The organism is Streptomyces sp. NPDC017936 (genome assembly GCF_044328485.1).
Lineage (GTDB): Bacteria > Actinomycetota > Actinomycetes > Streptomycetales > Streptomycetaceae > Streptomyces.
Window position 1 is genome coordinate 1 of record NZ_JBIRHK010000009.1, and the last position, 24,898, is coordinate 24,898.

20 protein-coding genes are annotated in these 24,898 nt (G+C 73.1%); 16 read left to right on the top strand and 4 right to left on the bottom strand.

All coding sequences use genetic code 11. The annotated features are described in order from the left end of the window. The 4 genes from ACH4F6_RS19855 to ACH4F6_RS19870 all read left to right on the top strand — a co-directional run. Positions 1–335, top strand: a 335-nt coding sequence (locus tag ACH4F6_RS19855; RefSeq protein WP_397961543.1) for an alpha-glucosidase C-terminal domain-containing protein, incomplete at its 5' end; no start/stop codon positions are given. A 28-nt stretch (positions 336–363) separates the two neighbouring features. Further along, positions 364–1,725, top strand: a complete 1,362-nt coding sequence (locus ACH4F6_RS19860) for a maltokinase (RefSeq protein ID WP_397961544.1) — start codon at positions 364–366, stop codon at positions 1,723–1,725. A 3-nt stretch (positions 1,726–1,728) separates the two neighbouring features. Then, on the top strand, positions 1,729–3,942 hold the full coding sequence (glgB, locus tag ACH4F6_RS19865) for a 1,4-alpha-glucan branching enzyme (RefSeq protein ID WP_397961545.1): 2,214 nt from the start codon (positions 1,729–1,731) through the stop codon (positions 3,940–3,942). Between the two features lie 57 nt (positions 3,943–3,999). Next, positions 4,000–5,088, top strand: coding sequence for a glutamate--cysteine ligase (locus tag ACH4F6_RS19870; protein ID WP_397961546.1), 1,089 nt, complete (start codon positions 4,000–4,002; stop codon positions 5,086–5,088). A gap of 18 nt (positions 5,089–5,106) precedes the next feature. Here the strand turns inward: ACH4F6_RS19870 and ACH4F6_RS19875 are convergent, their stop codons facing one another. Continuing rightward, a complete protein-coding gene (locus ACH4F6_RS19875) occupies positions 5,107–5,340 on the bottom strand; it encodes a DUF6480 family protein (RefSeq protein WP_397961547.1) in 234 nt (77 codons plus the stop codon). Between the two features lie 150 nt (positions 5,341–5,490). Here ACH4F6_RS19875 and ACH4F6_RS19880 point away from each other — a divergent pair, with 150 nt between their 5' ends. Continuing rightward, positions 5,491–7,392 carry an AMP-dependent synthetase/ligase gene (locus ACH4F6_RS19880; protein WP_397961548.1) on the top strand — a complete coding sequence of 634 codons (1,902 nt, stop codon included), beginning with the start codon at positions 5,491–5,493 and terminating at the stop codon, positions 7,390–7,392. A gap of 241 nt (positions 7,393–7,633) precedes the next feature. Next, positions 7,634–8,068 carry an ATP-binding protein gene (locus ACH4F6_RS19885; protein WP_397961549.1) on the top strand — a complete coding sequence of 145 codons (435 nt, stop codon included), beginning with the start codon at positions 7,634–7,636 and terminating at the stop codon, positions 8,066–8,068. A gap of 6 nt (positions 8,069–8,074) precedes the next feature. On the opposite strand, the gene ACH4F6_RS19890 is transcribed toward ACH4F6_RS19885, so the two are convergent. Further along, positions 8,075–8,530, bottom strand: coding sequence for an ATP-binding protein (locus ACH4F6_RS19890; protein ID WP_397961550.1), 456 nt, complete (start codon positions 8,528–8,530; stop codon positions 8,075–8,077). A gap of 169 nt (positions 8,531–8,699) precedes the next feature. Continuing rightward, a complete protein-coding gene (locus ACH4F6_RS19895) occupies positions 8,700–9,071 on the bottom strand; it encodes a PRC-barrel domain containing protein (RefSeq protein WP_397961551.1) in 372 nt (123 codons plus the stop codon). A gap of 218 nt (positions 9,072–9,289) precedes the next feature. Here ACH4F6_RS19895 and ACH4F6_RS19900 point away from each other — a divergent pair, with 218 nt between their 5' ends. From ACH4F6_RS19900 to ACH4F6_RS19940, 9 genes are all read left to right on the top strand, one after another. Next, on the top strand, positions 9,290–10,171 hold the full coding sequence (locus ACH4F6_RS19900) for an RNA polymerase sigma factor SigF (RefSeq protein WP_397961552.1): 882 nt from the start codon (positions 9,290–9,292) through the stop codon (positions 10,169–10,171). Between the two features lie 282 nt (positions 10,172–10,453). After that, positions 10,454–14,734, top strand: coding sequence for a HAMP domain-containing protein (locus tag ACH4F6_RS19905; RefSeq protein WP_397961553.1), 4,281 nt, complete (start codon positions 10,454–10,456; stop codon positions 14,732–14,734). Positions 14,735–14,855: 121 nt separating this feature from the next. Continuing rightward, positions 14,856–17,336, top strand: coding sequence for a SpoIIE family protein phosphatase (locus tag ACH4F6_RS19910; RefSeq protein ID WP_397961839.1), 2,481 nt, complete (start codon positions 14,856–14,858; stop codon positions 17,334–17,336). Positions 17,337–17,508: 172 nt separating this feature from the next. After that, positions 17,509–17,904, top strand: coding sequence for an STAS domain-containing protein (locus ACH4F6_RS19915; protein ID WP_397961554.1), 396 nt, complete (start codon positions 17,509–17,511; stop codon positions 17,902–17,904). Between the two features lie 356 nt (positions 17,905–18,260). Then, a complete protein-coding gene (locus ACH4F6_RS19920) occupies positions 18,261–19,160 on the top strand; it encodes an STAS domain-containing protein (RefSeq protein ID WP_397961555.1) in 900 nt (299 codons plus the stop codon). Beyond that, the gene (locus ACH4F6_RS19925) at positions 19,157–19,573 is read left to right on the top strand and encodes an STAS domain-containing protein (RefSeq protein WP_397961556.1); all 417 of its coding nucleotides are present in this window, start codon (positions 19,157–19,159) and stop codon (positions 19,571–19,573) included. Before ACH4F6_RS19920 ends, ACH4F6_RS19925 begins: the two co-directional genes overlap by 4 nt. 47 nt (positions 19,574–19,620) lie before the next feature. After that, complete coding sequence (locus tag ACH4F6_RS19930; RefSeq protein WP_397961840.1) at positions 19,621–20,013, top strand: anti-sigma regulatory factor; 393 nt, start codon at positions 19,621–19,623, stop codon at positions 20,011–20,013. Next, positions 20,013–21,056 (top strand): SpoIIE family protein phosphatase, encoded by a 1,044-nt coding sequence (locus tag ACH4F6_RS19935; RefSeq protein WP_397961557.1) that lies wholly within the window; start codon positions 20,013–20,015, stop codon positions 21,054–21,056. Before ACH4F6_RS19930 ends, ACH4F6_RS19935 begins: the two co-directional genes overlap by 1 nt. Next, the gene (locus ACH4F6_RS19940; protein ID WP_397961558.1) at positions 21,053–22,771 is read left to right on the top strand and encodes a PP2C family protein-serine/threonine phosphatase; all 1,719 of its coding nucleotides are present in this window, start codon (positions 21,053–21,055) and stop codon (positions 22,769–22,771) included. Before ACH4F6_RS19935 ends, ACH4F6_RS19940 begins: the two co-directional genes overlap by 4 nt. Positions 22,772–22,778: 7 nt before the next feature. Here ACH4F6_RS19940 and ACH4F6_RS19945 read toward each other — a convergent pair whose 3' ends face one another. Beyond that, entirely contained in the window at positions 22,779–23,252 is a 474-nt protein-coding gene (locus ACH4F6_RS19945) for a MarR family winged helix-turn-helix transcriptional regulator (RefSeq protein ID WP_397961559.1), read from the bottom strand. A gap of 250 nt (positions 23,253–23,502) precedes the next feature. Here ACH4F6_RS19945 and ACH4F6_RS19950 point away from each other — a divergent pair, with 250 nt between their 5' ends. Further along, a complete protein-coding gene (locus tag ACH4F6_RS19950) occupies positions 23,503–24,876 on the top strand; it encodes an NAD(P)/FAD-dependent oxidoreductase (protein WP_397961560.1) in 1,374 nt (457 codons plus the stop codon). Positions 24,877–24,898 lie beyond the last annotated feature (22 nt).

A 24,898-nucleotide genomic window follows, 5' to 3' on the forward strand; every position in this document is an offset into this window, starting at 1 on the left:
TGATCGAGATCCGCAAGCAGAACCCCGCCTTCGGACTCGGCTCCTACACCGAACTGTCCTCGTCCAACCCGGCCGTGCTCGCCTTCCTGCGCGAGGCCCCCTCGTCGCAGGAGGGGATGGACGACCTCGTGCTGTGCGTCCACAACTTCTCGCGCTTCGCCCAGCCCACCGAGCTGGACCTGCGCCTCTTCGAAGGCCGCCACCCGGTCGAGCTGTTCGGCGGGGTCCGCTTCCCGGCGATCGGCGAACTGCCGTACCTGCTCACCCTCGCAGGCCACGGTTTCTACTGGTTCCGGCTCGTCCGAGCCGCATCCCGCGTCGGCCGGCGCCTGTGAGCGTGCGCCGAGGAAAGGACGCGTCACCATGCCGAAGACCGCATCTCTGAGCCACGGCAGTGCCGTAGGCGTCCGCTCCGGCGGGACGCTCGGGGCGCTGCTGCGCGAGTGGCTGCCCCGGCAGCGCTGGTTCGCGGGCAAGGACCGGCCCCTCAACGACCTCCGTCTGCTGTCCATGACGGAGCTGTATCCGGGTTGTCTGCATCTGCTGGTGCACACCGGCCAGTCGGGCGTGCCCTCGCCGGGCGGCACTCCCCCGCCCGGGGACTGCTACCAGCTGCTCCTCGGCCTTCAGCGGCACCTGTCGCCGCGGTTGGGCCGGGCCCTGATCGGCAGGGTGGAGGAGGGGCCGCTGGCCGGACTGGCGGTGCACGACGCGTTGCAGGACCCCCGGTCGGCGCACCTGCTGCTGGAACGCATGCGGCACCCGGGCCCGCTGGGACCGCTGACCTTCGAGTCCGACCCGTCGGTGCCGGTGCCGGCCGGTCTGGCGCCACGGCTGCTGGAGGCGGAGCAGTCGAACACCTCCGTGGTGTACGGCGACGCGTTCATCCTGAAGGTGTTCCGGCGCATCCAGCCCGGCGTGAACCCCGACCTGGAGGTGCCGGTCGCGCTGGCGGGCCAGGGGTGCAGCCGGGTGCCGGCCCCCGTGGCCTGGTTCCGGACAACGGACCCGCAGGAGGCGACACTGGGCGTGCTCCAGCCGTTCCTGCCGGACGCCTCGGACGGCTGGACCCTGGCGCTGGACGCCCTCGCCCACGGCGACGACTTCATGAGGGAGGCGGAGGCGCTGGGCCGGGCCACGGCGGAGGTCCACCTCGCCCTGGCCGCGGCCTTCCCGGCCGGCCCGCGCGGTGACAACGCGCGGACGGCGGCGGCGATGACCGAGCGGCTCGAGGCCGCCGCGCACCACGTGGCGGCACTGCGCCCCTACGTCCCGGGCCTCACCACCGCCTTCGGCGCGCTCGCCGCCTGCGATCCCGGCCCGCCGGCCCAGCGCATCCACGGCGATCTGCACCTCGGACAGGTGCTGCGGGCCGGGCGGGAGTGGTTCGTCATCGACTTCGAGGGCGAGCCGTCCCGTCCGCTGGCCGAGCGGCGCAGCGCGCACTCCCCCGTGCGGGACATCGCCGGCATGCTGCGCTCCTTCGACTACGCCGCCCGCCAGCGCCGGCCCTGGCGCCCGGAGTGGGCGCGCCGCTGCCGGGAGGCCTTCTGCGCCGGCTACGCGGCCCGGGCCGGCTGGGACCCCCGCAAGAAGCACGCCCTGCTGCGTGCCTACGAGACCGACCGGGCGGTGTACGAGGTGCTGTACGAGGCCCGGCACCGCCCCGACTGGCTATCCGTACCCATGGCGGCGATCGAGCGACTCGCCGTCCGAGGAGGCTGACCCATGGCTCTGCGCGACACGTCCCTGCCCGAGTCGGCCGGCCCCCGCCCGTCCGCGGTGCCCGTGCTGGACCCGGCCGACCGGGGGCGCCTGCTGGCGGGCGCCCACCACGATCCGCACGCCCTGCTGGGCGCGCACCCGGTGCCGGGCGGGATCGTCTTCCGGGCGCTGCGCCCGTTCGCCCGTTCGGTGGCCGTCGTGGTCGACGGTGAGCGCACCGCGCTGGTGTCGGAGGGTGACGGCCTCTTCTCGGCCGTCCTGCCGCTCGCCGCGATCCCCGCGTACACGCTGCTGGTGGCGTACGCGCAGGACGGGAGCGACGAGCAGGAGGTGCACGACCCGTACCGCTTCCTGCCCGCCCTCGGCGAGCTGGATCTGCACCTCATCCGCGAGGGGCGGCACGAGCAGCTGTGGAAGGCGCTCGGCGCGGAGCCGATGACCCACCAGGGCGTGACCGGCACCCGCTTCACGGTGTGGGCGCCGAACGCCCGGGGGGTGCGGGTCGCCACCGACTTCACCTACTGGGACGGGACGGCCTTCCCGATGCGGTCCCTCGGCGCGTCCGGGGTGTGGGAGCTGTTCCTGCCCGGCGTCGGCGAGGGCACCCGCTACAAGTACGAGATCCACTCCCGCCACGGTCACCGCTTCCTCAAGGCCGACCCGATGGCGCGCCGCGCGGAGGTGCCGCCGGACACGGCGTCGATCGTGCACGCCTCGCACCACGAGTGGGGCGACCAGGAGTGGATGGCGCACCGGGGTGACGTGCCCGTGCACGCGGCGCCGTTCTCGGTGTACGAGGTGCACCTGCCGTCCTGGCGGCCCGGGCTGACGTACCGGGAGCTGGCCGAGGAGCTGCCCGCGTACGTCGAGGACCTCGGCTTCACCCATGTGGAGTTCATGCCGGTCGCCCAGCATCCCTTCGCGGGTTCGTGGGGCTACCAGATCACCGGTTTCTACGCGCCGGCCTCGCGGCTCGGCTCCCCGGACGACTTCAAGCACCTCGTGGACGCGCTGCACCGGGCCGGGATCGGCGTGATCGTGGACTGGGTGCCGGCGCACTTCCCCAAGGACGACTGGGCGTTGGCCCGGTTCGACGGCGACCCGTTGTACGAGCCCGGGAACTCCCAGCGGGCCGAGCACCCCGACTGGGGGACGTTCGAGTTCGACTTCGGCCGCACCGAGGTGCGCAACTTCCTGGTCGCCAACGCCACGTACTGGTGCGAGGAGTTCCACATCGACGGGCTGCGCGTCGACGCCGTCGCCTCGATGCTGTACCTCGACTACTCGCGCGAGCCGGGCCGGTGGACGCCGAACGCGTACGGCGGCCGGGAGGACCTGGACGCGATGGCGTTCCTCCAGGAGATGAACGCGACCGTGTACCGCAGGAACCCGGGCGTGGTGACCATCGCGGAGGAGTCGACGGCCTGGGGCGGGGTGACCCGGCCGACCGACAGCGGCGGTCTGGGGTTCGGGCTGAAGTGGAACATGGGCTGGATGCACGACTCGCTGGAGTACATCGCCAAGGAGCCGGTGCACCGCAAGTACCACCACCACGAGATGACCTTCTCGATGATCTACGCCTACAGCGAGAACTACGTCCTCCCCATCTCCCACGACGAGGTCGTCCACGGCAAGCAGGCCCTGGTGTCGAAGATGCCCGGCAACTGGTGGCAGCGGCGCGCCAACCACCGCGCCTACCTCGGATTCATGTGGGCGCACCCGGGAAAGCAACTCCTCTTCATGGGGCAGGAGTTCGCCCAGGGCGCCGAGTGGTCCGAGGCCCACGGCCCCGAGTGGTGGCTCCTCGACCCCGGTTACTGCGCCGCGGGCGACCACCGGGGCGTGCAGGACCTCGTCCGCGACCTCAACGCGCGCTACCGGGCGACCCCGGCCCTGTGGCAGCGGGACACCGATCCCGCCGGTTTCCGGTGGGTGTTGTGCGACGCGGCCGACGACAACGTCCTCGCCTTCCTGCGGTACGACGCCGACGGCACGCCGCTGCTGGCCGTCAGCAACTTCTCCCCGGTCGTCCGGCACGCCTACCGCCTCGCCGTCCCCGAGGAGGTGCCCGTCTGGTACGAGGCGCTCAACACCGACGCGGCCCGCTACGGCGGCAGCGACCTCACCCACCTCGACGGGATCACACCGGAGAACGGGGAGATCCAGGTCACGCTGCCGCCGCTCGCCACCGTCTGGTGGACGCCGTCGTCCGTGTGAACGGGCCCCCACGGGGCAGTCGGGTGCGTACCACCTGCCAGAGAAAGGCTGCATGCCGTGCGCACCGTCGGAGTGGAGGAGGAACTCCTCCTGGTCGACCCGGAGACCGGGGAGCCCAAGGCCCTGTCCGCCGCAGTTCTCGCCCGCGCCACGCGGGACCCGGAGGAACCGGACGTCTTCGAGAAGGAACTGCACAACCAGATGCTGGAGTTCGCCACCCATCCGCAGTCGGCGATGGACGAGCTCGGCGAGGAGATCGTCCGCATACGGGGTGAGGCGGCCCGGCACGCCGGTGAGATCGGGTGCACGGTGGCGGCGCTGGCCACCTCCCCCCTGCCGGTGCGCCCGTCCGTCGGCATGAACCGGCGCTACCAGTGGATGGCGGAGCAGTACGGCATCGCCACCCGGGAGCAGTTGGTGTGCGGCTGCCACGTCCATGTGTCCGTGGAGTCGGACGAGGAGGGCGTGGCGGTCATCGACCGCATCCGGCCGTGGCTGCCGGTGCTGGCCGCCATCAGCGCCAACTCCCCCTTCTGGCAGGGGAACGAGTCGGGGTACGCCAGCTACCGCAGCCGGGTGTGGCAGCGCTGGCCGTCGGCCGGCCCGACCGAGCTGTTCGGGTCCGCGGAGCGCTACCACCAGCGGGTGGCGGACATGGTGGCCACGGGCACGATCCTCGACGAGGCCATGGTCTACTTCGACGCCCGGCTGTCGGCACGCTATCCGACGGTGGAGATCCGGGTCGCGGACGTCTGTCTGCACGCCGACACCGCCGTGCTCCTGGCCACACTGGTGCGCGGACTCGTCGAGACGGCCGCCCGGGAGTGGAAGGCGGGCGAGGAGCCGGTGGACCACAGTGTGAGCCTGCTGCGGCTGGCGAGCTGGCGGGCCGCCCGCTCCGGGCTGACCGGGGACCTGCTGCACCCGGCGACCATGCGGAGCGCGCCCGCCGAGACGGTGGTCGGGGCCCTGCTGGACCACGTGGCGGAGGCGCTGGCCGACAGCGGGGACCTGGAGCGGGCCCGCGCGGCGTGCGCCGCGTTGCTGCGCGACGGCAACGGGGCCCGGATCCAGCGTGAGGTGTGGGAACGCACGGGCAACCTGCGTGAGGTCGTCGCCGCGTGCGTCCGGCACACCCAGGGCTGAGTCGCGGGGTGCTCCCGCTCAGAAGATGAGGATCAGGGCGTAGGCCAGGAAGAAGGCCGCGACCAGCACGACGAGGATGATGATGAGGGTGAGCGGGCCCTTGGCCCAGCCCTTGGTGGGGTTGTGCGTCTCCCGGGGGCCGGCCTCGGGCATGCTGCTCTCCGCGGGCGGGGTCTCGCCCGGGGGAACTCCGCCGCCGGGTTCCAGGCCGGTGCTGCGCTCGGGTTCGGGGTCGGGATTGATGTGCGTCATGTCCTCCGAGTCCCCCGGACCCGCCGAGATCATCAACGCGAATTACTTATCCGTTCGCGGCCACAACCGGTCCCTCCTGGGCTACATTCGCCACCGTCGATGACAGTCCTCGTCGGCGGAGTCACACCCCGTACATGTCAGGAGCAGCGCATGCGCGACGTCGCCCTCGCTCCCCCGGCCGCTCCGCCCCTGACCGGAGGGCTCGCCGACAGCGTCTTCGAGACGGCCGCCCGCACCCCCGCGCACCCGGTGCTCGCCCGGCGTTCCGCGCGTGCCGGCGCGTGGGAGGAGGTGACGGCGGTCGAGCTGCGCGACGAGGTCGTCGACCTGGCCAAGGGACTGGTCGCGTCCGGGATCTCGCCCGGCCACCGGATCGCGATCATGGCCCGGACCCGTTACGAGTGGACGGTGCTCTGCTACGCGCTGTGGGCGGTGGGCGCCGAGGTGGTGCCCGTCTACCCGACCGCCTCGCGCGACCAGGTCGAGTGGATCCTGCGCGACTCCGGCTGCGTGGGCGTGGTCGTCGAGGACGAGCAGAGCGTGATGACGGTCGGCTCGGTGTGCGCGACCCTGCCCACGCTGCGGCACGTCTGGCAGCTGGACGCCGGCGCGCTCGAGGAGCTCCGGCGCCTCGGCGCGTCGACACCGGTCACCACGGTGGACTCGCTGCGGCGCATCGTGCTGCCGGACTCCACCGCGGTGATCACGTACACCTCCGGCACCTCGGGCCGTCCCCTGGGCTGCGCGCTGACCCACCGCAGCCTGGCCGCCCCCTGCGACACACTGCTGGCCGGCTGGGGGCACACGGCGGCGGCGCCGGGAGAGCAGCCGTCCGTCCTCGCCTTCCTGCCGTTCTCCCATGTCTACGGCCTGATGATCCAGGGCATCTGCCTGCGCGGCGGCATCCTCATGGGCCATGAGCCCGACCTGGGCACGACCTCGCTCGCGGAGGCCCTGCGCAGCTTCCGCCCGACGTACCTGTACGCGGTGCCGTCGGTGTTCGAGAAGATCTACAAGAACTTCCTGCGCACGGCCCAGCAGTCGGGCCGGGGCGCGCTGTTCGAGCGGGCCGCGGAGACGGCCCGGGACTTCGCGGCGGCCGTCGAGCGGCAACGGCTGGGCCGTGGCTCGGGGCCCGGCCTCGACCTGCGCCTCCAGCACGCCCTCTTCGAGCGGACGGTGTACCGCAGGCTCCGTGCCGCCCTCGGCGGGCGGGTGCACCGCGCCACCTCGGGCGGCTCACCGCTCCACCGCGACCTCTCCCTCTTCTACGAGGGCATCGGCATCTACGTCCACGACGGCTACGGCCTGACGGAGACCAGCGGCGGGATCACCATGCAGCCGCTGGGCCACGAGAGGTCCGGCACCGTGGGCCGGGCGCTGCCGGGCACCGAGATCCGGGTGGCGGGCGACGGGGAGATCCTGGTGCGCGGCCCGTCGGTGTTCCAGGGCTACGTCAACGACGAGGCCGCCACGCGGGCGGCGCTGCGGGGCGGCTGGCTGGCCACCGGCGACCTCGGATCACTGGACTCCGACGGCTATCTCACGATCACCGGCCGCAAGAAGGACGTCATCATCACCAGCAGCGGCAAGAGCGTGGCGCCCGCGGCGCTGGAGCAGCGGCTGCGGATGCATCCGCTCGTCCACCAGGCGGTGGTCGTCGGCGACAACCGTCCCTGCGTGGGCGCGCTGATCACCCTGGACCCGGACTTCCTGGCGCACTGGCGCGGGGGGCTGGCCATCCAGGGCGACACGCCGAGCCGGGAGATGCGGGAGGAGAACGCCCTGCGGGACGAGATCGGGCGGGCGGTGGCCGCGGCCAACAGCTCCGTGTCCCGCCCGGAGTCCATCCGCTGCTTCCGCATCCTGCCGGAGCCGTTCGACCAGGCCAACGGCCTGCTGACCCCGTCGATGAAGCTGCGCCGCGACTCGATCGTCCAGCACTACGCGGCCGAGATCGAGGCCATGTACCAGGCGCGGGCGCGACTGCCCCGGCAGAGCGCCCCGGAGGAGGTGCTCGGCTGGGACGACGCGGACGACGTCTTCCGGTGAGCCGGACCGCAGCGCCGTGCCGTGCGGACGTGGCCGGGTGCCGGTCCCCCGGGGCGGCGCGGGCGGTGCTCCCCGCCCCGGAGGAAAAGGACGAACACTCCCGGATCGCCGCCTCCGGCCCCGCGGCCGTGCGCCGGACGCGTAGGCTGCGCGGCCCCGGGAACCCTGAACAGTGGCGACGCGAGAGAGCCGCACGAGAAAGGACGACGGCCCCCGCCGTGAAGGGGGCCGCACTGACGACATGGCAACCGAGCCCCGTGGTAACGACTCACTGGCCTCCTGGGCGATCCCGAGCCGCACCGACCGTTTCGCGGGCGAACCGCAGGACGTGACGGGCGCGCGCCTGGCCGCGGAGGCGTTCCTCCGTGACCTGTCACGGGCGTCCGCGCCCTCGGCGCCGGAGTACTGGCACGACATCGTGCTGATCGTCACCGAGCTGGCGTCCAACGCGGTCCAGTACGCGCCGGGCCCGTTCGAACTGCACCTGCGGCCCACCTTCGACGGGGTGCACGTCACGCTGCACGACACCAACCCCACCCCGCCGGCCCCCCGGCCGTTCCGCCCCAACAGCGGGGGCGGCGGCATCGGCTGGCACCTGATCCACACGTTGTGCAGCCAGGTCAGCGTGGTCCCCGACGACCACGGCAAGGGCGTGCACGTCTTCCTGCCCTGGTGACGCCCCTCAGGCCGGACCGCCGGAGCCCGGGGGCGCCGCGGTCCGGATCGGCACGAAGACGCGGATCGTCTTCCCGGCCGGCGGCCGCCGGTCGATCGAGATGTCCCGGGCCAGCCGGATGATCAGCGGCCAGCCGTAGCCGTTGCCGTGGTGGCCCGCGGGAAGGGCGCCCGATCCGTACGCCGCCGGGGGGACGGCGTCACTGTGGTCGTGCACGGCCAGCCGGATTCCGTCCGGGGCCGGCGTCACCTCGAACCCGGCCAGGCCGCCGCCGTGCCGGATCGCGTTGGTGACCATCTCCGACACGACCAGCAGGAGGTCGATGACGTCCTCCTCGCGGGCCGGCCGTGCCGAAGCGTTCCAGCAGGCGTCGACCACCGCGCGGGCGTGGTCCCGCGCGGACGCGGCGGTCGTCACCGGGGCGAGCGCCGGTCGCGCGGGCGTGAGTTCGTCCCCTCTCACGGCTCCGTCACCGTCCCCTGCGGTCGGAGCGCCGGGTCTGCGGCTCGTCCATCGTCGACACCCCGTTCCTCGGTCATGGCGCGCAGCGGCCGGTCTGTGATGGGGCCTCGAGCATACGGCGGGCGCCCCCGCCCCGGCCCGCGGCCCCACGGTCCGGCCGTGCGGCCGGTCAGGCCGACGCGCTTCCCCGCCGGGCCAGCCCGAGATAGTAGTCGGCGACCGCCGTCAGGTAGGCGGGGTCCATCGTCTCGCTGTCGGTCCGGAACCGGGGGGCCTGCTTCACCTCGTCCCCGGTGCAGGCCAGCGTCACCGTGCGGTGGTCCGGGTCGACGGCCGCGACGGCCCCCACCGGTACGACGACGCTCCTGCCGAACAGCCAGACCCCCGTGTCGACGACCAGGTGCCACATCCCGTGGTGGCCGTCCTCTCGCTCGACGTGGCCTATCGTGCCGTCGGCCGCCACCACGCCGTACCCCGTCAGGTCCTGCCCCTCGGCGTGTCCGCTGCCCGGTGCGTAGGACCAGATTCCGTCGATGGTCACGCTGCTCCCTTCTCCTGTTCCCCAGCCAGCGGATACCCTCCCGCGGCGGCCCCATTCGGGGCCTGCCGCGCCGTTCCCGGACCGTTGCCGCCGCTCACCGGGGCCGTGCATCCGGTGCGGCATGAGCCGGGGAAGCAGGGGCAGACGCAGGTGCGTCATCGACCGGCCCGACGATCTCCGACACGTCTCGGCGGGCCCCGACGAACGGAGTGAGCGGCATGGATGCCGTGACGGCGCGCACAGGAACGGCCACGGCGGGGCAGGGCGTCGCCGAAGACCCGCGGGCAGGGGTTCCGTTCGTCGACACGCCGACGCGGGTCAGCCCCAGGGACGCGCGGGAGCTCTCGCGCCGCTTCTTCGACCGGCTGGCCGTCCTGGAGGAGGGCACGCCCGAGCACCAGTACGTGCGCAACACGCTGATCGAGATGAACCTCTCGCTCGTGCGGTACGCGGCCTCCCGGTTCCGCGGCCGGGGCGACGCGACGGAGGACATCGTCCAGGTCGGGACGATAGGCCTGATCAAGGCGATCGACCGGTTCGAGCTGAGCCGTGAGGTCGAGTTCACCTCGTTCGCCGTGCCCTGCATCGTGGGTGAGATCAAGCGTTTCTTCCGGGACACCAGCTGGGCCGTCCACGTGCCGCGCCGGCTGCAGGAGGCGCGGGTGGAGCTGGCGAGGGCGACCGACGAGCTGCAGACCCGGCTGGGCCGCATGCCCACCACGCGGGAGCTGTCGCAGCTGATGTCGCTGTCCGAGGAGGAGGTCGTCGAGGCGCGCAAGGCCTCGAACTGCTACACCTCGGCCTCGCTCGACGCGGCCCTCGCCTCGGAGAGCGGCGCCGACGGCGAGTCCTTGCTGGCCGACTTCATCGGCGTGGAGGAGCCGGCGCTCGAACTCGTGGAGGACTTCCACTCCCTGGCGCCCCTGATCGCCGCGCTCGAGCCGAGAGAGCAGCGGATCCTCCACCTGCGGTTCGTCGAGGAGCGGACGCAGGCGGAGATCGGCAGGGAGCTGGGAATCTCACAGATGCACGTCTCGCGGCTCATCAGCCGCGTGGTGCGGCGGCTGCGCACCGGGCTGCTCGGCCCCGACCTCGCCTGAACAGGGGCTCGCGCCCCTGACGTGGATCAGGGGCAAAACTCCTTCGGGTACCCCGTTTTGCTCCTCACATGCACGGTGCGCGACAAGTGGAAATTCTGTGCGCAGAAGGTGACGTGACACTTTGTTCCGCCGCGGGATCGTGGGTTAGCCTGCGGCGAATCTCTCTTGTCAGGCACATCCGTGAACTGCGGAAATGCGCGTACGACATGCGGCGTCGCCCACCGGGGGCGGAGCGGTTCCGAGCCTCCGCCGGGGGCTCCGGGGAGCGGAACGAGGATACGCATGACCAGCAATGCTGCCGAGGCCGTCGACACGGTCCCGGGAGACCAGGAGCTGAGGCGGCTTCTGGCCGGTCTCACGGCCGTGCGGGACGGTGACTTCGGTACCCGGCTGCCCGCCGACGGTGACGGCCTCATGGGCGACATCGCCACCGTGTTCAACGGCATGGTCGACCAGTTGTCCGTGTTCACCTCGGAAGTCACGCGCGTGGCCCGCGAGGTGGGCACGGAGGGCACCCTCGGCGGGCAGGCGGAGGTTCCCGGCGTCTCGGGCACGTGGGCGGACCTCACGGACTCCGTCAACGCCATGGCGGGCAACCTGACCACGCAGGTCCGCGACATCGCCCAGGTGGCGACCGCGGTGGCCAAGGGCGACCTGTCGCAGAAGATCGACGTGCCCGCGCGCGGAGAGATCCTGCAGCTGAAGGAGACCGTCAACACGATGGTCGACCAGCTCTCCGCCTTCGCCGACGAGGTCACCCGCGTCGCCCGCGAGGTCGGCACCGAGGGCCGCCTCGGCGGCCAGGCGCAGGTGCCGGGGGTGGCCGGCGTGTGGCGGGACCTCACGGATTCGGTCAACTTCATGGCCGGGAACCTCACGGCGCAGGTCCGCAACGTCGCGCAGGTGACGACGGCGGTCGCCAAGGGCGACCTGTCGCAGAAGATCACGGTCGACGCCCGCGGCGAGATCCTCGAACTGAAGAACACCATCAACACGATGGTCGACCAGCTCTCCGCCTTCGCCGACGAGGTCACCCGCGTCGCCCGCGAGGTCGGCACCGAGGGCCGCCTCGGCGGCCAGGCCGACGTGAAGGGCGTCAAGGGGACCTGGCGGGACCTGACCGACTCGGTGAACTTCATGGCGGGCAATCTGACCGCCCAGGTCCGCAACGTCGCCCAGGTGGCGACCGCGGTGGCGCAGGGCGACCTCTCGCAGAAGATCACCGTCGACGCCCGCGGCGAGATCCTCGAACTGAAGAACACCATCAACACGATGGTCGACCAGCTCTCCGCCTTCGCCGACGAGGTCACCCGCGTCGCCCGCGAGGTCGGCACGGCGGGCAACCTAGGCGGGCAGGCCACCGTCCGGGGTGTCTCGGGCACCTGGAAGGACCTGACCGACAACGTCAACGTGATGGCGTCGAACCTGACGGGCCAGGTGCGGTCGATCGCCCAGGTCGCCACCGCGGTGGCCCGCGGCGACCTGTCGCAGAAGATCACCGTCGAGGCCAAGGGCGAGGTCGCCGCGCTCGCGGACGTCATCAACACGATGGTGGACACGCTCTCGGCGTTCGCCGACGAGGTCACCCGCGTCGCCCGCGAGGTCGGCACCGAGGGCCGCCTCGGCGGCCAGGCGCACGTGCCGAACGTGGCCGGCACCTGGAAGGACCTCACCGACAACGTCAACTCGATGGCGAACAACCTCACCGGTCAGGTCCGCAACATCGCCCTGGTGACCACCGCGGTGGCCCTCGGCGACCTGTCGAAGAAGATCGACGTCGACGCCCGCGGCGAGATCCTCGAGCTCAAGACGACCATCAACACGATGGTCGACCAGCTCTCCGCCTTCGCCGACGAGGTCACCCGCGTCGCCCGCGAGGTCGGCACCGAGGGCCGCCTCGGCGGCCAGGCGGAGGTCGAGGGCGTCTCGGGCACCTGGAAGCGCCTCACCGAGAACGTCAACGAGCTGGCCGGCAACCTGACCCGGCAGGTCCGCGCGATCGCCGAGGTCACGAGCGCGGTCGCGGAGGGCGACCTGACGCGCTCCATCAACGTGGAGGCGTCCGGCGAGGTCGCCGAGCTCAAGGACAACATCAACTCCATGGTGGAGTCGCTGCGCGAGACCACCCGGGCCAACCAGGAACAGGACTGGCTCAAGACCAACCTCGCACGGATCTCCGGCCTCATGCAGGGCCACCGGGACCTGCCCGTGGTGGCCGAGCTGATCATGGACGAACTGGTGCCGCTGGTGTCGGCCCAGTACGGGGCCTTCCACCTCGCGGAGGAGGGCGCCGACGGACCGGAGCTGCGGCTGGTGGGCGCCTACGGCCTCCCCGACGACGACGCCCGGCCGGCCCGCGTCCCGTTCGGCCGCTCGCTGGTCGGTCAGGCCGCGCGCAGCCGCCGCACGATCACGGTGGACGAGCTGCCCGCCGGGTACGTCACGATCTCCTCCGGTCTCGGCCGGGTGGAGCCCACCACGCTGATCCTGCTGCCGATCCTGTTCGAGGGGCAGGTGCTCGGCGTCATCGAACTGGCGTCGGTGACCTCGTTCACCCAGATCCACCGGGACTTCCTGGAACAGCTGCGGCAGGCCATCGGGGTCAACGTCAACACCATCGTGGCGAACGCCCGGACCGACGAGCTGCTCGACGAGTCCCAGCGGCTGACCGCCGAACTCCAGGTCCGTTCGGCCGAGCTGCAGGCGCAGCAGGAGGAGCTGCAGCGGTCCAACGCCGAGCTGGAGGAGAAGGCCTCCCTGCTGGTGGCGCAGAACCGGGACATCGAGGCGAAGAACCTCCAGATCGAGCAGGCGCGGCAGGAGCTGGAGGCGCGGGCGCAGCAGTTGTCGCTGGCGTCGAAGTACAAGTCGGAGTTCCTGGCGAACATGAGCCACGAGCTGCGCACCCCGCTCAACAGCCTGCTGATCCTCGCGCAGCTGCTGGCGCAGAACCCCTCGCGCAACCTCACGCCGAAGCAGGTCGAGTACGCGGGCATCATCCACTCCGCGGGCTCGGACCTGCTCCAGCTGATCAACGACATCCTGGACCTGTCCAAGGTCGAGGCCGGCAAGATGGACATCTCCCCGGAGCAGGTGCCGCTGCGGCAGCTCATCGAGTACGTCGAGGCGACGTTCCGGCCGATGACGACGCAGAAGAGCCTCGACTTCACGATCAGCACGGCGACCGGGGCGCCGGCGGACCTGCTCACCGACGACTCCCGGTTGCGGCAGGTGCTGCGCAACCTGCTGTCCAACGCCGTGAAGTTCACCGAGCAGGGCAGCGTCGAGCTGCGCATCGAGCCGGTGGCGCCGGAGGAGGTGCCCGAGGGAGTGATCCGGGGCGGCACGGTGGTCGCCTTCCGGGTCAAGGACACCGGTATCGGCATCCCGGAGCAGCACCTGGAGACGATCTTCGGCGCCTTCCAGCAGGCGGACGGCACCACGAGCCGCAAGTACGGCGGCACGGGCCTGGGGCTGTCCATCACCCGGGAGATCGCCCATCTGCTCGGCGGCGCGGTGACGGTGGACAGCACCCCAGGCAAGGGCAGCACGTTCACCCTGTACCTGCCGGTCGCCCGCGGGGACTTCGCCGAACTGATCGGCGCCGGACGGCAGCTGGAGCGCGGGACGGCGGACACCGAGCCGGTGCCGCTCGACTCCCCCTCCCCCGGTCTGCCCCTGGTGGCCGGCACCGCCGGTCAGCGGCCCCGCCGGCTGCTGGTCGTCGAGGAGCGGCCGCGCGGTCTGCTGACGCTGGTCGCCGAGAGCGTGGTCGCGGACATGGCGCGCGGCCGGGAGGACGGCACCCCGCCGCCGCCGGTCGACCTGGTGACCGCCGTCGGGGCGCAGGAGGCGGCCGGCGCGCTGGCCGCCGAGCCGTGCCACTGCGTGGTGCTGGAGCTGGGGATGCCCGGCGCGGAGGCCTCCCGCTTCCTGGAGGCGCTCGAGGGCGACTCGGCGCTGGCGGGCGTGCCGGTGCTCGTGCACAGCGGGCACCGCGCCGACCTCGCCCAGGAGGAGCGGCTGCAGTCCCGCGCGGCCGGCCGGACGCTGGAGTTCCTCTCCAGCCTGGACGAACTGCGCGAGCGCATCACGCTGCACCTGTCCGCCGAGGAGCCCGGCGACGTCCTCGCCCTGGTCCGCCCGGACGAGCCGCAGCCCCTGACGCCCCAGCCGGTGGACGGCGCCGTCGCGGGCCGCACGGTCCTGGTCGTCGACGACGACGCGCGCAACCTGTTCGCCCTGAGCGGGATCCTGGAGCTGCACGGCATCCGGGTCCTGCACGCGGAGAACGGGCGCGAGGGCATCGAGACGTTGCGCGGCAACCCGGACGTGGCCCTCGTGCTGATGGACGTGATGATGCCGGAGATGGACGGGTACACGGCCACCGCGGAGATCCGCACCATGCCGCAGTACGCCGATCTGCCGATCATCGCGGTCACCGCGAAGGCGATGCCCGGTGACCGGGAGAAGAGTCTGGCCTCGGGAGCCAGCGACTACGTGACCAAGCCCGTCGACACCCATGATTTGATGTCCTGCGTCCGCCGCTGGCTGACCCCGTGAGCGCGCCCGTTCCGAGTGCCGGGTCCCCCGGCCGAGGAGTCGTCCCCCTGTGAGCATTCCCGAACAGTCGCCCGAGAGCCACGAGATCCGGACCCCGGCCGAGCCGCCGGCGCCGGCCCAGGTGCCGGCCGAGCCTCAGGCCTTTGCGCAGGTCGCCGTCGGCGCGGAGGTCACCCCCCGCGCGGAGGTCACCGCGTCCGCGCCGGTCGAAGCCGGCCGGCCGGCGCGGGATCCGGCGGGCGAGGCGCCCTCCCCGGTGGGCCGTCTCGCGGCCACGGTGGAGCGGCTGCGGCGCGAGGTGCGGGCGGCGCAGGTGGAGGCGGAGGGCCGGGCTCTGGTCGAACTGGCCAAGGGCATCCTCGTGGAGCGGCTCGGGTGCGGGCCGGCCGAGGCGGCCCGGCAGCTCACCGAACTGGCCGAGCAGGCCGGGATGTCCCCGCTGGAGTTCGCGGTCGAGGTCATCAACCAGGCCGCCAAGGACCGGGTGTCGGAGGTCACGGACGCCTTCCTCACCGCGGTCTCGAGCGCCTCCGCGGCCGACGAGGCCTCCGCGGCCGTACGGCTGCGGGCCGCCGAGAGCGGGGCGCTGGCGGCGCACGACACGCAGGCCGTCGCCGACTCTCTGCTCCAGCACGCGCTGGGGCCGCTGGGCGCGGTGGCGGTGGCGATCTGGGCGACCGGCTCCGACGGATCGCTGACGCTCGCCGGAAGCGCCGGCTTCGCCGTCGGGGAGGCCGCCCGCTGGCGCTACGTGCCCCCGGACGTCGCCACCGTGGCCCGGCTGGGTCTCGTCGAGCGTTCGGGGCAGTGGATCACCTCCCTGGCGCAGACCGGTCTGCCCACCATCGGCCGGCACGCACTCCCCGACGGCGGCCGGGTCGCCCTGCCCGCCGGGACCGGGGGGCGGGTGCACGGGGTGCTGGAGATCGCGTGGCCCGGTCCGCTGGAGCCGCAGCCGCCCCAGGTCGTGCGGCAGGTGGAGGCGCTGGCGGAGCTGTGCGCGCACACGCTGCAGTCGTATCCGCGCGGTCGGGGCGCCGGCCAGGAACCGCGGGTGCTGCCGGACGCGGCCGAGCTGATGGACCTGGCGGACGGGCTGCACGACCCGGCCCTGGTCCTCGTCCCGCACGTCGACGCGGCGGGGCAGCTGGTGGACTTCCGCATCCAGCACGTCAACGACCGTTTCCTCGACCCGGCGGGACGGCCGCGGGCGGTGGTCAACGGCGCGCTGCTGCTGGAGGCGTACCCGATGGCCGCGGGCGGCAGCGACCTCTTCCAGCGGATCGAGCGGGTGCACGCCACCGGAGAGCCCTTCCGGGCCCGCCGGATGAGTCTGACGGCCCTGGTCGACGAGGTGCCGCTGTCGGCGGTCGCCGACATCAGCATCAGCCGGCACGGCACCTGCGTGCTGCTCATCTGGCGCATCGAGGACGAGACGGCGCGGCTCGCGAGCCTGTTGCAGCACGCGCAGCGCCTCGGCCGGATCGGCGGCTTCGAGGAGAACGTGCTGACCGGCGAGACCACCTGGAACGGGCAGATGTTCGCCCTGTACGGACGGGACCCGTCGAGCTCTCCGGTGCCGCTGGAGGAGCTGGGGGCGCACGCGCACCCGGACGACGCGGTCGCCATCGGCCGCTTCCTGCGCACGCTGCTGCACCAGCAGCGTCCGTCCTCCGCCGCCTTCCGGCTCCAGCGGCCGGACGGGGTGACCCGGCACATGCGGATCGTCGCCGAGCCGGTCCTGGACACCGACGCCCGGCTGGTCGCCGTGCGCGGGGCCTACCAGGACATCTCGGCCCAGCACTGGACGGAGGTCGCGCTGGCCGCCACCCGCGACCAGCTCGCCCAGACCGAGCAGCACGCGAGCGAGCGCGGGCGGCTGGCGCTCCAGCTCCAGCACGCGATCATGCCGCCCACCCGGGCGCCGCTGGAGGTCCCGGGCCTTCAGGTGGCGGTCCGCTACCGGCCCGCCGAGGAGGAGCAGCTGGTGGGCGGCGACTGGTACGACGCCGTCGTCCTGCCCTCGCGGCTGGTGATGCTGTGCGTCGGGGACGTGGCCGGGCACGGCATCGAGGCGGCGACCAGCATGGTGGTGCTGCGCAACGCGTTGCGCGGGCTGGCCGTGACGGGCGCCGGGCCGGGCCAGCTGCTGTCCTGGCTGAACATCGTCGCCCACCATCTCACGGGCGCCGTCACGGCCACGGCGGTGTGCGGTCTGTACGACCCGGTCCGGCACACCCTGCGCTGGGCGCGGGCGGGTCATCTTCCGCCCGTGCTGGTGCGCGACGAGGGCGCCGAGCCGCTGCCGCTGCTCAAGGGGCTGCTGCTGGGCGCCGTGCCGGAGACCACGTACGAGGAGGACGAGGTCCAGCTCGCGGCCGAGGACACGCTGCTGATGTACACCGACGGGCTGATCGAGCGGCGGGACCGGTCGGTGGAGGAGTCGCTGACGCACCTGCTGAGCCAGGCCAGCAAGGTCCCGCCGACCCTGGACCAGCAGCTGGACCGGCTGCTCACGCACAGCCGGTCGGACACGGACGACGACACCTGCATCGTGGGCATCAGGCTCGGTCGGGGCGGCTTCCCCGACGCCGATGCATGAGCTTCCGGTTCCGGGGTATCCGCTGGGCGCGATGCGAGGTCGTGAGCCACAGGTGAAAGGGGGCCCGTACGGGGGTCAGGGCCGGTCGGCCTCCCCGACACCCGTGCTCACCGCGCATCGCGGTCACCCGCCGGGGTACGCAGCCCGGACCGTCAGCTTTCGGAGGTAACTCGTGTCCATCGCCCAGAACCCGCTGTCCGTCGAGGTCACCCTGCCCCGCGACGACGTGGCCCTGGTCACCGTCGAGGGGCATCTGGACCTCGACACGGCGACCGAGTTCCAGGCGCATCTGGCGAACCAGCTCCATCACGGCCGGCGGCACTTCCTGCTGGACCTCTCGGCGGTGCCGTTCATGGACTCGTCCGGGATGAACATCATCCTGCGGGTGTACCAGGAGGCCCGGCGGCTGCCCGGCAGCGTGCACGTCATCAATCCCACACCGGCCGTGCGCCGGGTGCTCGACCTCACCGGGGTCAGCCTCACGGTGCCGGTCTCGGAGAAGGTGGACGAGGCCCTGGCGCTCGTCGACCGGCCGCAGCCCGTGTCGCCGGACGACCCGGACGCCTGAGCGGTGGTGCGCCGCACGCCGGACTCGCGCCGGTGTGCGGCCGGGCCCGGGCCGCGCTCGGCCCGACAGTTGCCGTTTGACAACTGTATGCGCGAGGCAACAGAGTGGGCGCATCACTGACCTGGCCGAAGTCGGTGAGGCGGTGCGGCAGTTGGGGCCCCGGCATCCCGCGGGCCGAACACGCGTCGCCCCCTCGGACACCTGTCACGGCGTCCGCCGCACGGGCGGGTCGCCGGGCCGGAGCGGGGTGTCGTACGGGATCGGCCCGTGGTTAGGGTTGTCGTCCGGCAAGGGTCACCGCACCCGTCGCCCCCGGCGGGAGCGCGGTGGCAGGACGCAGACGAGGGAGTGAAGCAGTGCCGGAGCACGAAGCGGCCGCACCGTACGGAGCACCGACGGACGAGGTGGGGGCCTTCCTGAGCCGCCGCCGCGAGCAGATCGCCCAGCGGTGGGCCGACGAACCCCTGTTCCGCGCGGTGTTCACCGTCTCCCGCGACGAGGCGGTGGAGGCGGGCCGGAGCGTCGTCGACGCCCTCGCCCAGGTCGCCGACTCCGGCCGGGTGGAGGACTCCGACAGCGCCGGTTTCACCGTGGTGCGCGAACAGCTGGCGCGGATGACGGCGGCCCGCTCGCGCGCGGGCCTGAGCACGCGCCAGGTGTCCAGCGAGGTGGACGCCCTGCGGAGTCCGGTCGTGAACCTCCTGGTCGCCGACCTGCAGGACGCGCCGGTGGAGCAGGTCCTGGAGTGCACGACCGCGCTGACCGTGCTGATGGGCACGCTGCGGCTGGTGGTCATGGAGACCGCGCTGACCGAGACCCAGGCCCTCATCGACCGGCAGCAGATGCAGCTGCTGGAGGTCGCCACACCCGTCATCCGGCTCTGGGACGGCATCGTCGCCGTCCCGCTCATCGGGACGCTCGACAGCGCGCGCAGCCAGGTGGTGATGGAGACGCTGCTGGAGGCGGTCGTCGACCAGCAGGCCCGGTACGCGATCCTGGACATCACCGGTGTCCCGACGGTCGACTCGCTGGTCGCCCAGCACCTGATGAAGACGGTGGCCGCCGTGCGGCTGATGGGCGCGGAGTGCGTCGTCTCGGGCATCCGGCCCGCGATCGCGCAGACCATAGTGCACCTCGGTCTGGACCTGGGCACCGTGATCACCCGGGCCGGCCTGGCCGACGCCCTGGCCTACGCCCTGCACGGGCTGGGCGCCGACATCGTGCACTCCACGCCCGGTGGTGCGGGTCCGCGGTGAACGACGACCTCTCCCGCACCGGTGCCGCCCCCGTGCCGGTGCTCAGGCTGGGCGACGTCCTGCTGGTGACGTTGCAGGGGGATCTGCACGACGGCACGGCGGAACAGCTCCAGCAGGACATCGTGGAGGCGATCGCCCGCAGCCGGGTGACCGGTGTGGTCATCGACATCTCCGGGGTGGAGATCGTCGACTCGTTCCTCGGGCGCGTGCTGGCCGAGATCGCGGCGAACGCCCGGCTGCTGGCCGCCCAGACCGTCGTCTCGGGCATGCGGCCCGCGGTCGCCATCACCCTGGTCGAGCTGGGACTGACCCTCCCCGGCCTGCGGACCGCGCTCAGCACGGAGGCGGCCCTGCAACTCCTGGCCGGGGCGGGCGCGTCGGTCCCGATCGGTCCGCACCGGGAACCGCGGTGAGCGGGACGACCGCGGGCGTCGAGGCCCGCCTGCCGATCCGCTCCGACATGGATCTGGTGTGGGTCCGGCAGCACGTGCGCCAGGCCGCCGCCGCGCTCGGCTTCGGCCTGGTCGACCAGACGAAGCTGGTGACGGCGGCCAGCGAACTGGCGCGCAACACGCTGGTCTACGGCGGTGGCGGGGAGGTGGAGGCCACGCGTGTCTCCGACGGACGCGTCCAGGGGCTGCGGCTGACGTTCACGGACCACGGTCCGGGCATCCCCGACCTGGAACAGGCGTTGCGCGACGGCTTCACCTCCGGCGGCGGGCTGGGCATGGGCCTCGGCGGAGCACGACGGCTGGTGCACGAGTTCGCGATCGACAGCGCGCCCGGCGCCGGCACGACGGTCACGGTGACCTCGTGGGCGGCCCGGCCGCCCCGGCAGCGCGAGGAGTCCTGATGCCCCGCGTGTGGGACGTCCCGGTGCACGACCCGACGCGGGTGCGCGACGCGCGCGTGGCCGCCGAGGAGGCCGCGGCGCTCGTGGGCCTCGACGAGTCGCGCACGGCGGCCGCCGCGCTGGTGGCGACCGAGCTGGCCACCAACCTCCTCAAGCACGCCCACGGCGGGCAGCTCCTCGTGGACACGGTCGCCCCGCCGGGCGGGCGCGGGGCGGCGGTGGTCCAGATCGCCGCCGTGGACCACGGGCCGGGCATGGCCGACGTGCCGGCCGCGCTCGGCGACGGCTTCTCGACGGCCGGCTCCCTGGGGGCCGGACTGGGCACCTGCCGGCGACTGGCCGACGACTTCGACCTGCACAGCGTCCCCGGACGCGGCACGGTCGCGCTCGCCCGGATCGGCGCCGCGGCGGGGACCGGCGCCGGGGAGCGGGCGGCCGCCCGGGCCGGCGGGGTGAACATCCCGTTCGCGGGCGCCGAGCACTCCGGCGACGCCTGGACGTCGGTACGCGCCGGGGACCGGCTGACCCTGCTGCTGGCCGACGGGCTGGGGCACGGCCCCGAGGCGGCCCGGGCCTCGACCGCGGCCGTCGAGGAGCTGCACCGCTCGGCCCACCTCGGGCCCTCCGAGGTGCTGCGCCGCCTGGACGGTGCCCTGCGCGGCACCCGGGGGGCTGCCGTCGCGCTGGCCCAGCTCGACCTGCGGGCCGGACGGCTCCGGTTCGCCGGGATGGGCAATGTGGGGGCGCGGCTGCGCGAGGGCGACTCCTGGCGTCATCTGCTCTCCCGGCCGGGCATAGTCGGCGCGCACCGCCCCGCGACCCTGCCCGAGACCGAGGTCGTCTGGGCGGCGGACCGGATGCTCGTGCTGCACAGCGACGGTCTGCCCAGCCGCTGGGTGCCGCCCTCCGACCCCCGGCTGCCGGCGGCCGACCCCGCGGTCACCGCCGCGGTGATCGTGCGCGACGCCAGCAGTTCCGCCCGCCCGGTGCGTGACGACACCGCCGTGGCCGTCCTGTCCCCGACCCCGCCGGACCGCCCATGATGCGTACCTGGCAGATCAGCACCGTCACCGACGCGGCACGCGCCCGGATCGCCGCCGCGCGCCTGGCCGCCGCGTCCGGCGTCGCGCCCCTGGAGCGGACGCGGCTCGCGACCGCGCTCAGCGGCCGTCTGCGCCAGTGTCTGACCAAGGGCGGCACCTGGCGGCTCGCCCTGGAGACGGACGAGGGGTCCCTGCGCGTCGAGGTCGCCCCCCACCCCGCCGCCGGCGAACCCCCGTGGCAGGTCGTCGTGGCCTGCCCCGAGCCCTCGGACCCCGCCGTGCCCGGCGGGGTGGCCGACGACGCCTCGGTCCTCGCGGAGGCCCTGCTCGGCGCCGACGAGGACACCTCGCTCGTCCTGGACCGGCTCGCCGAGCAGGAGGAGCTGGTCGCCTTCCACCGGGAGGAGCTGCACCAGACCAACCAGGGCGTCCTGGCCCTGCACGCCGAGCTGGACGCGGCGGGACGGGCCCAGCGGGAGGCCTTCGCGGCGGAGCGCGCGGCCCGGCAGGAGGCGGAGAGCGCCCGGCGGCGGCTGACCTTCCTCGCCGACGCCAGCGCGGTGCTCACGGCTTCCCTCAACCACGAGGAGATCGTGCGCCGGCTGCCCGAACTCCTGGTGCCCGAGTACGCCGACGCGGTCGACGTCTGGCTCTTCGACGCCGAGGAGGACCGGCGCCCGTCCGCCCCGCACCCGGCGGCCGCGGTGGTCGCCGCGCGCACCGGCCGGCCCCAGTACGCGGCCGACCATCCCGGCGGCCTGCCCGGGGTGGACGACCAGCCGCCGTCGGCGCTGCATCCCGACCGGCCGCTGCTGTGCGTCCCGCTGCCCACACGGCGCGCCCCGCTGGGCGTGCTCACGCTGACCCCGCCGGGCGGGCGCTGGAACCCGGACGACGCCGTCATGCTCATCGAGCTGACCCGGCGGGCCAGCATCGCGCTCGACAACGCACGGCGCTTCGAGCACAACCGGGACATCGCCGAGACCCTCCAGCGGGCCCTGCTGACCGAGCTGCCGACCACGCCGGGCCTGCGGCTGGCGGCCCGCTACCTGCCCGCGACGTACGGGCTGAACATCGGCGGCGACTGGTACGACGCCTTCCGGCAGCCCGACGGCAGCCTGATCACCGTCATCGGCGACGTGACCGGGCACGGGCTGCACGCGGCGGTGATGATGAGCCAGCTGCGCACGGCGCTGCGCGCCTACGCGGTGGACGGCGGCAGCCCCGGCGTGCTGCTGACCCGGCTGCACACCTTCCTGCACCACCTCCAGCCCGACCTGTACGCGACGGCCGTGATCGCCCGCTTCCAGCCCGGCGAACCGGTGCTGACCTGGGCGGCCGCCGGGCATCCGCCGCCCGTGCTGCGCGACCCGGACGGGCGGGTGCACACGCTGGACGCCAAGCCGGGGGCGATGCTCGGCATCCCGCTGCGGCAGGAGATCGCCGACCACACGGTGCCCCTCGAGCCCGGTTCGACACTGGCGCTGTACACGGACGGACTGGTCGAGCGGCGCGCCCAGGGCATAGACCCGGGCATCGAGCGGCTCGCCGCCGCGCTCGGCGCGTTCCGCACCGAGGAGCTGGACGCGGACCTGGGCGGTTCGGCGGAACGCATCCTGGACCCGATGCTCAGCGACTCCGAGCGCGACGACGACGTCTGTCTGCTGCTGTGTCACATCGACAGCCGCACGGCCCGGGTGACCGTGGGTTCCTGAGGGCGGGTCACTCGTCCGTGCGGACGGCGTGCGCCTGCCGGAAGGCGAACAGACCGTGCTCCAGGGCGGTGCGCTGTCCCGGTGTCATGCCCTCGAGCACGGCGGCCAGCCGTCGCACCCGCCGGTCGGTGACGTCGGTGAGGAGACGGTGGCCGTAGGCGGTCAGCACCAGTTGCACCTCGCGCCGGTTGCGCGGCTGCACGGTCCGCTCCAGCAGCCCGGCCGCCTCCAGCCGGTCGCACAGCCGGCTCGCGGTGGGCAGGCCGACGCCGAGCTGCTCGGCCAGGGTGGTCAGGTTGAGTTCCGGGCGGCGCCGGACCGTTCTCAGCGCCAGCAGCTGCCGGTCGGGCAGCCGGGGCGCGGTCTCCTCGGCCGCCGCGAGCCAGCATGTCACCAGGCTCTCCACCGCGTCGACGATCCGCCGGGCCGTCGCCTCCCGGCTCTCCCGCCGGCCGTCGTCGGAGCCCTCCGCGCACCCCACGTCACTGCCCTCCGGCCACCGCACTTGTCATGTACGTCGAGCTACCCGAAGCGCCCGGGCGTACACAGCGTCTTCCGGGGTACGCCGGTGACCTCAGGAGAAACGTTCGTCTGCTTGGGCCGCCCGGCTGGCGGAACGGCTCCGGTCGCGGTGGGATCGACGGGATCGACGGCGTCGTCCGGGTGCGAAGGAGCCGGCCGGCGGGCACGCGCACGACGTCGAGGCAGACCGCCCGGAGCCGCAGAAAGGGATGGACATCGTGACACGACCCAGGATCCTGGTGGTGGGCGCGGGCTTCGCGGGAGTGGAGTGCGTTCGGCGTCTGGAACGCAGGCTCTCCCCCGACGAGGCCGACGTCACCCTGGTGACACCGTTCAGCTATCAGCTGTATCTGCCGCTGCTGCCGCAGGTCGCCTCCGGGGTGCTGACACCCCAGTCGATCGCCTTGTCGTTGCGCCGCAGCAAGAGGTACCGCACCCGGATCATCCCGGGCGGCGCCATCGGCGTGGACCTCCGGTCGAAGGTCTGCGTCGTCCGCACCATCACCGACGAGATCGTGAACGAGCCGTACGACTACATCGTGCTGGCTCCCGGCAGCGTCACGCGGACCTTCGACATCCCGGGGCTGACCGACACCGCCTTCGGGATGAAGACGCTCGCGGAGGCCGCCTACATCCGCGACCACGTCATCTCGCAGCTCGACCTCGCCGACGCCAGCCAGGACCCCGCCGAGCGGGCCTCCCGGCTCCAGTTCGTGGTCGTCGGCGGCGGTTACGCGGGCACCGAGACCGCCGCCTGCCTGCAGCTGCTCACGCACAACGCGGTCAAGCGCTATCCGCGGCTGGACCCCGGCCTGATCAAGTGGCATCTGATCGACGTCGCCCCGAAGCTGATGCCGGAGCTGGGCGACAAGCTCGGCCGCAGCGCGCAGGAGATCCTGCGCAGGCGCGGGATCGAGATCTCGCTGGGGACGTCCGTCGCCAAGGCGGCGCCGGAGGAGGTGACCTTCACCGACGGACGGGTCGTCCCGACCCGCACGCTGATCTGGACCGCCGGCGTCGTCGCCAGCCCGCTGATCGCCACCCTCGGCGCGGAGACGGTCCGCGGGCGCCTCGCCGTCACGTCGCGGATGTGCCTGCCGGGCCACGACGGGGTGTTCGCGCTCGGGGACGCCGCCGCGGTGCCCGACGAGGTCAAGGGCGAGGGCGCGGTCTGCCCGCCGACCGCGCAGCACGCGATGCGGCAGGGCAGGATCGTCGCCGACAACGTGATGGCGTCGCTGCGCGGCCAGGAGATGCAGCCGTACCGGCACAAGGACCTCGGTCTCGTCGTCGACCTCGGCGGCACCGACGCCGTCTCCAAGCCGCTCGGGATCGAACTGCGGGGGCTGCCCGCGCAGGCCGTGGCCCGCGGCTACCACTGGTCGGCGCTGCGCACCGGCGTGGCGAAGGCGCGGGTGCTGACGAACTGGACGCTGAACGCGCTCGCGGGCGACGACTTCGTCCGCACCGGCTTCCAGGCCCGCCGGCCCGCCAAGCTGAAGGACTTCGAGTACACCGACAGCTACCTGTCGCCCGAACAGGTGCGGGCGCACGTGGAGGGCAGGGACTCCCGGGCGGGGTGACCCGGACCGGGACAGCGGACGT

Bases quoted from the DNA above. Each gene is read 5' to 3' on its own strand.
- ACH4F6_RS19860 (WP_397961544.1), top strand. From the start codon at position 364: ATGCCGAAGACCGCATCTCTGAGCCACGGCAGTGCCGTAGGCGTCCGC.
- glgB (WP_397961545.1), top strand. From the start codon at position 1,729: ATGGCTCTGCGCGACACGTCCCTGCCCGAGTCGGCCGGCCCCCGCCCG.
- ACH4F6_RS19875 (WP_397961547.1), bottom strand. From the start codon at position 5,340: ATGACGCACATCAATCCCGACCCCGAACCCGAGCGCAGCACCGGCCTG.
- ACH4F6_RS19880 (WP_397961548.1), top strand. From the start codon at position 5,491: ATGCGCGACGTCGCCCTCGCTCCCCCGGCCGCTCCGCCCCTGACCGGA.
- ACH4F6_RS19885 (WP_397961549.1), top strand. From the start codon at position 7,634: ATGGCAACCGAGCCCCGTGGTAACGACTCACTGGCCTCCTGGGCGATC.
- ACH4F6_RS19900 (WP_397961552.1), top strand. From the start codon at position 9,290: ATGGATGCCGTGACGGCGCGCACAGGAACGGCCACGGCGGGGCAGGGC.
- ACH4F6_RS19905 (WP_397961553.1), top strand. From the start codon at position 10,454: ATGACCAGCAATGCTGCCGAGGCCGTCGACACGGTCCCGGGAGACCAG.
- ACH4F6_RS19930 (WP_397961840.1), top strand. From the start codon at position 19,621: ATGGATCTGGTGTGGGTCCGGCAGCACGTGCGCCAGGCCGCCGCCGCG.
- ACH4F6_RS19935 (WP_397961557.1), top strand. From the start codon at position 20,013: ATGCCCCGCGTGTGGGACGTCCCGGTGCACGACCCGACGCGGGTGCGC.
- ACH4F6_RS19940 (WP_397961558.1), top strand. From the start codon at position 21,053: ATGATGCGTACCTGGCAGATCAGCACCGTCACCGACGCGGCACGCGCC.
- ACH4F6_RS19950 (WP_397961560.1), top strand. From the start codon at position 23,503: ATGGACATCGTGACACGACCCAGGATCCTGGTGGTGGGCGCGGGCTTC.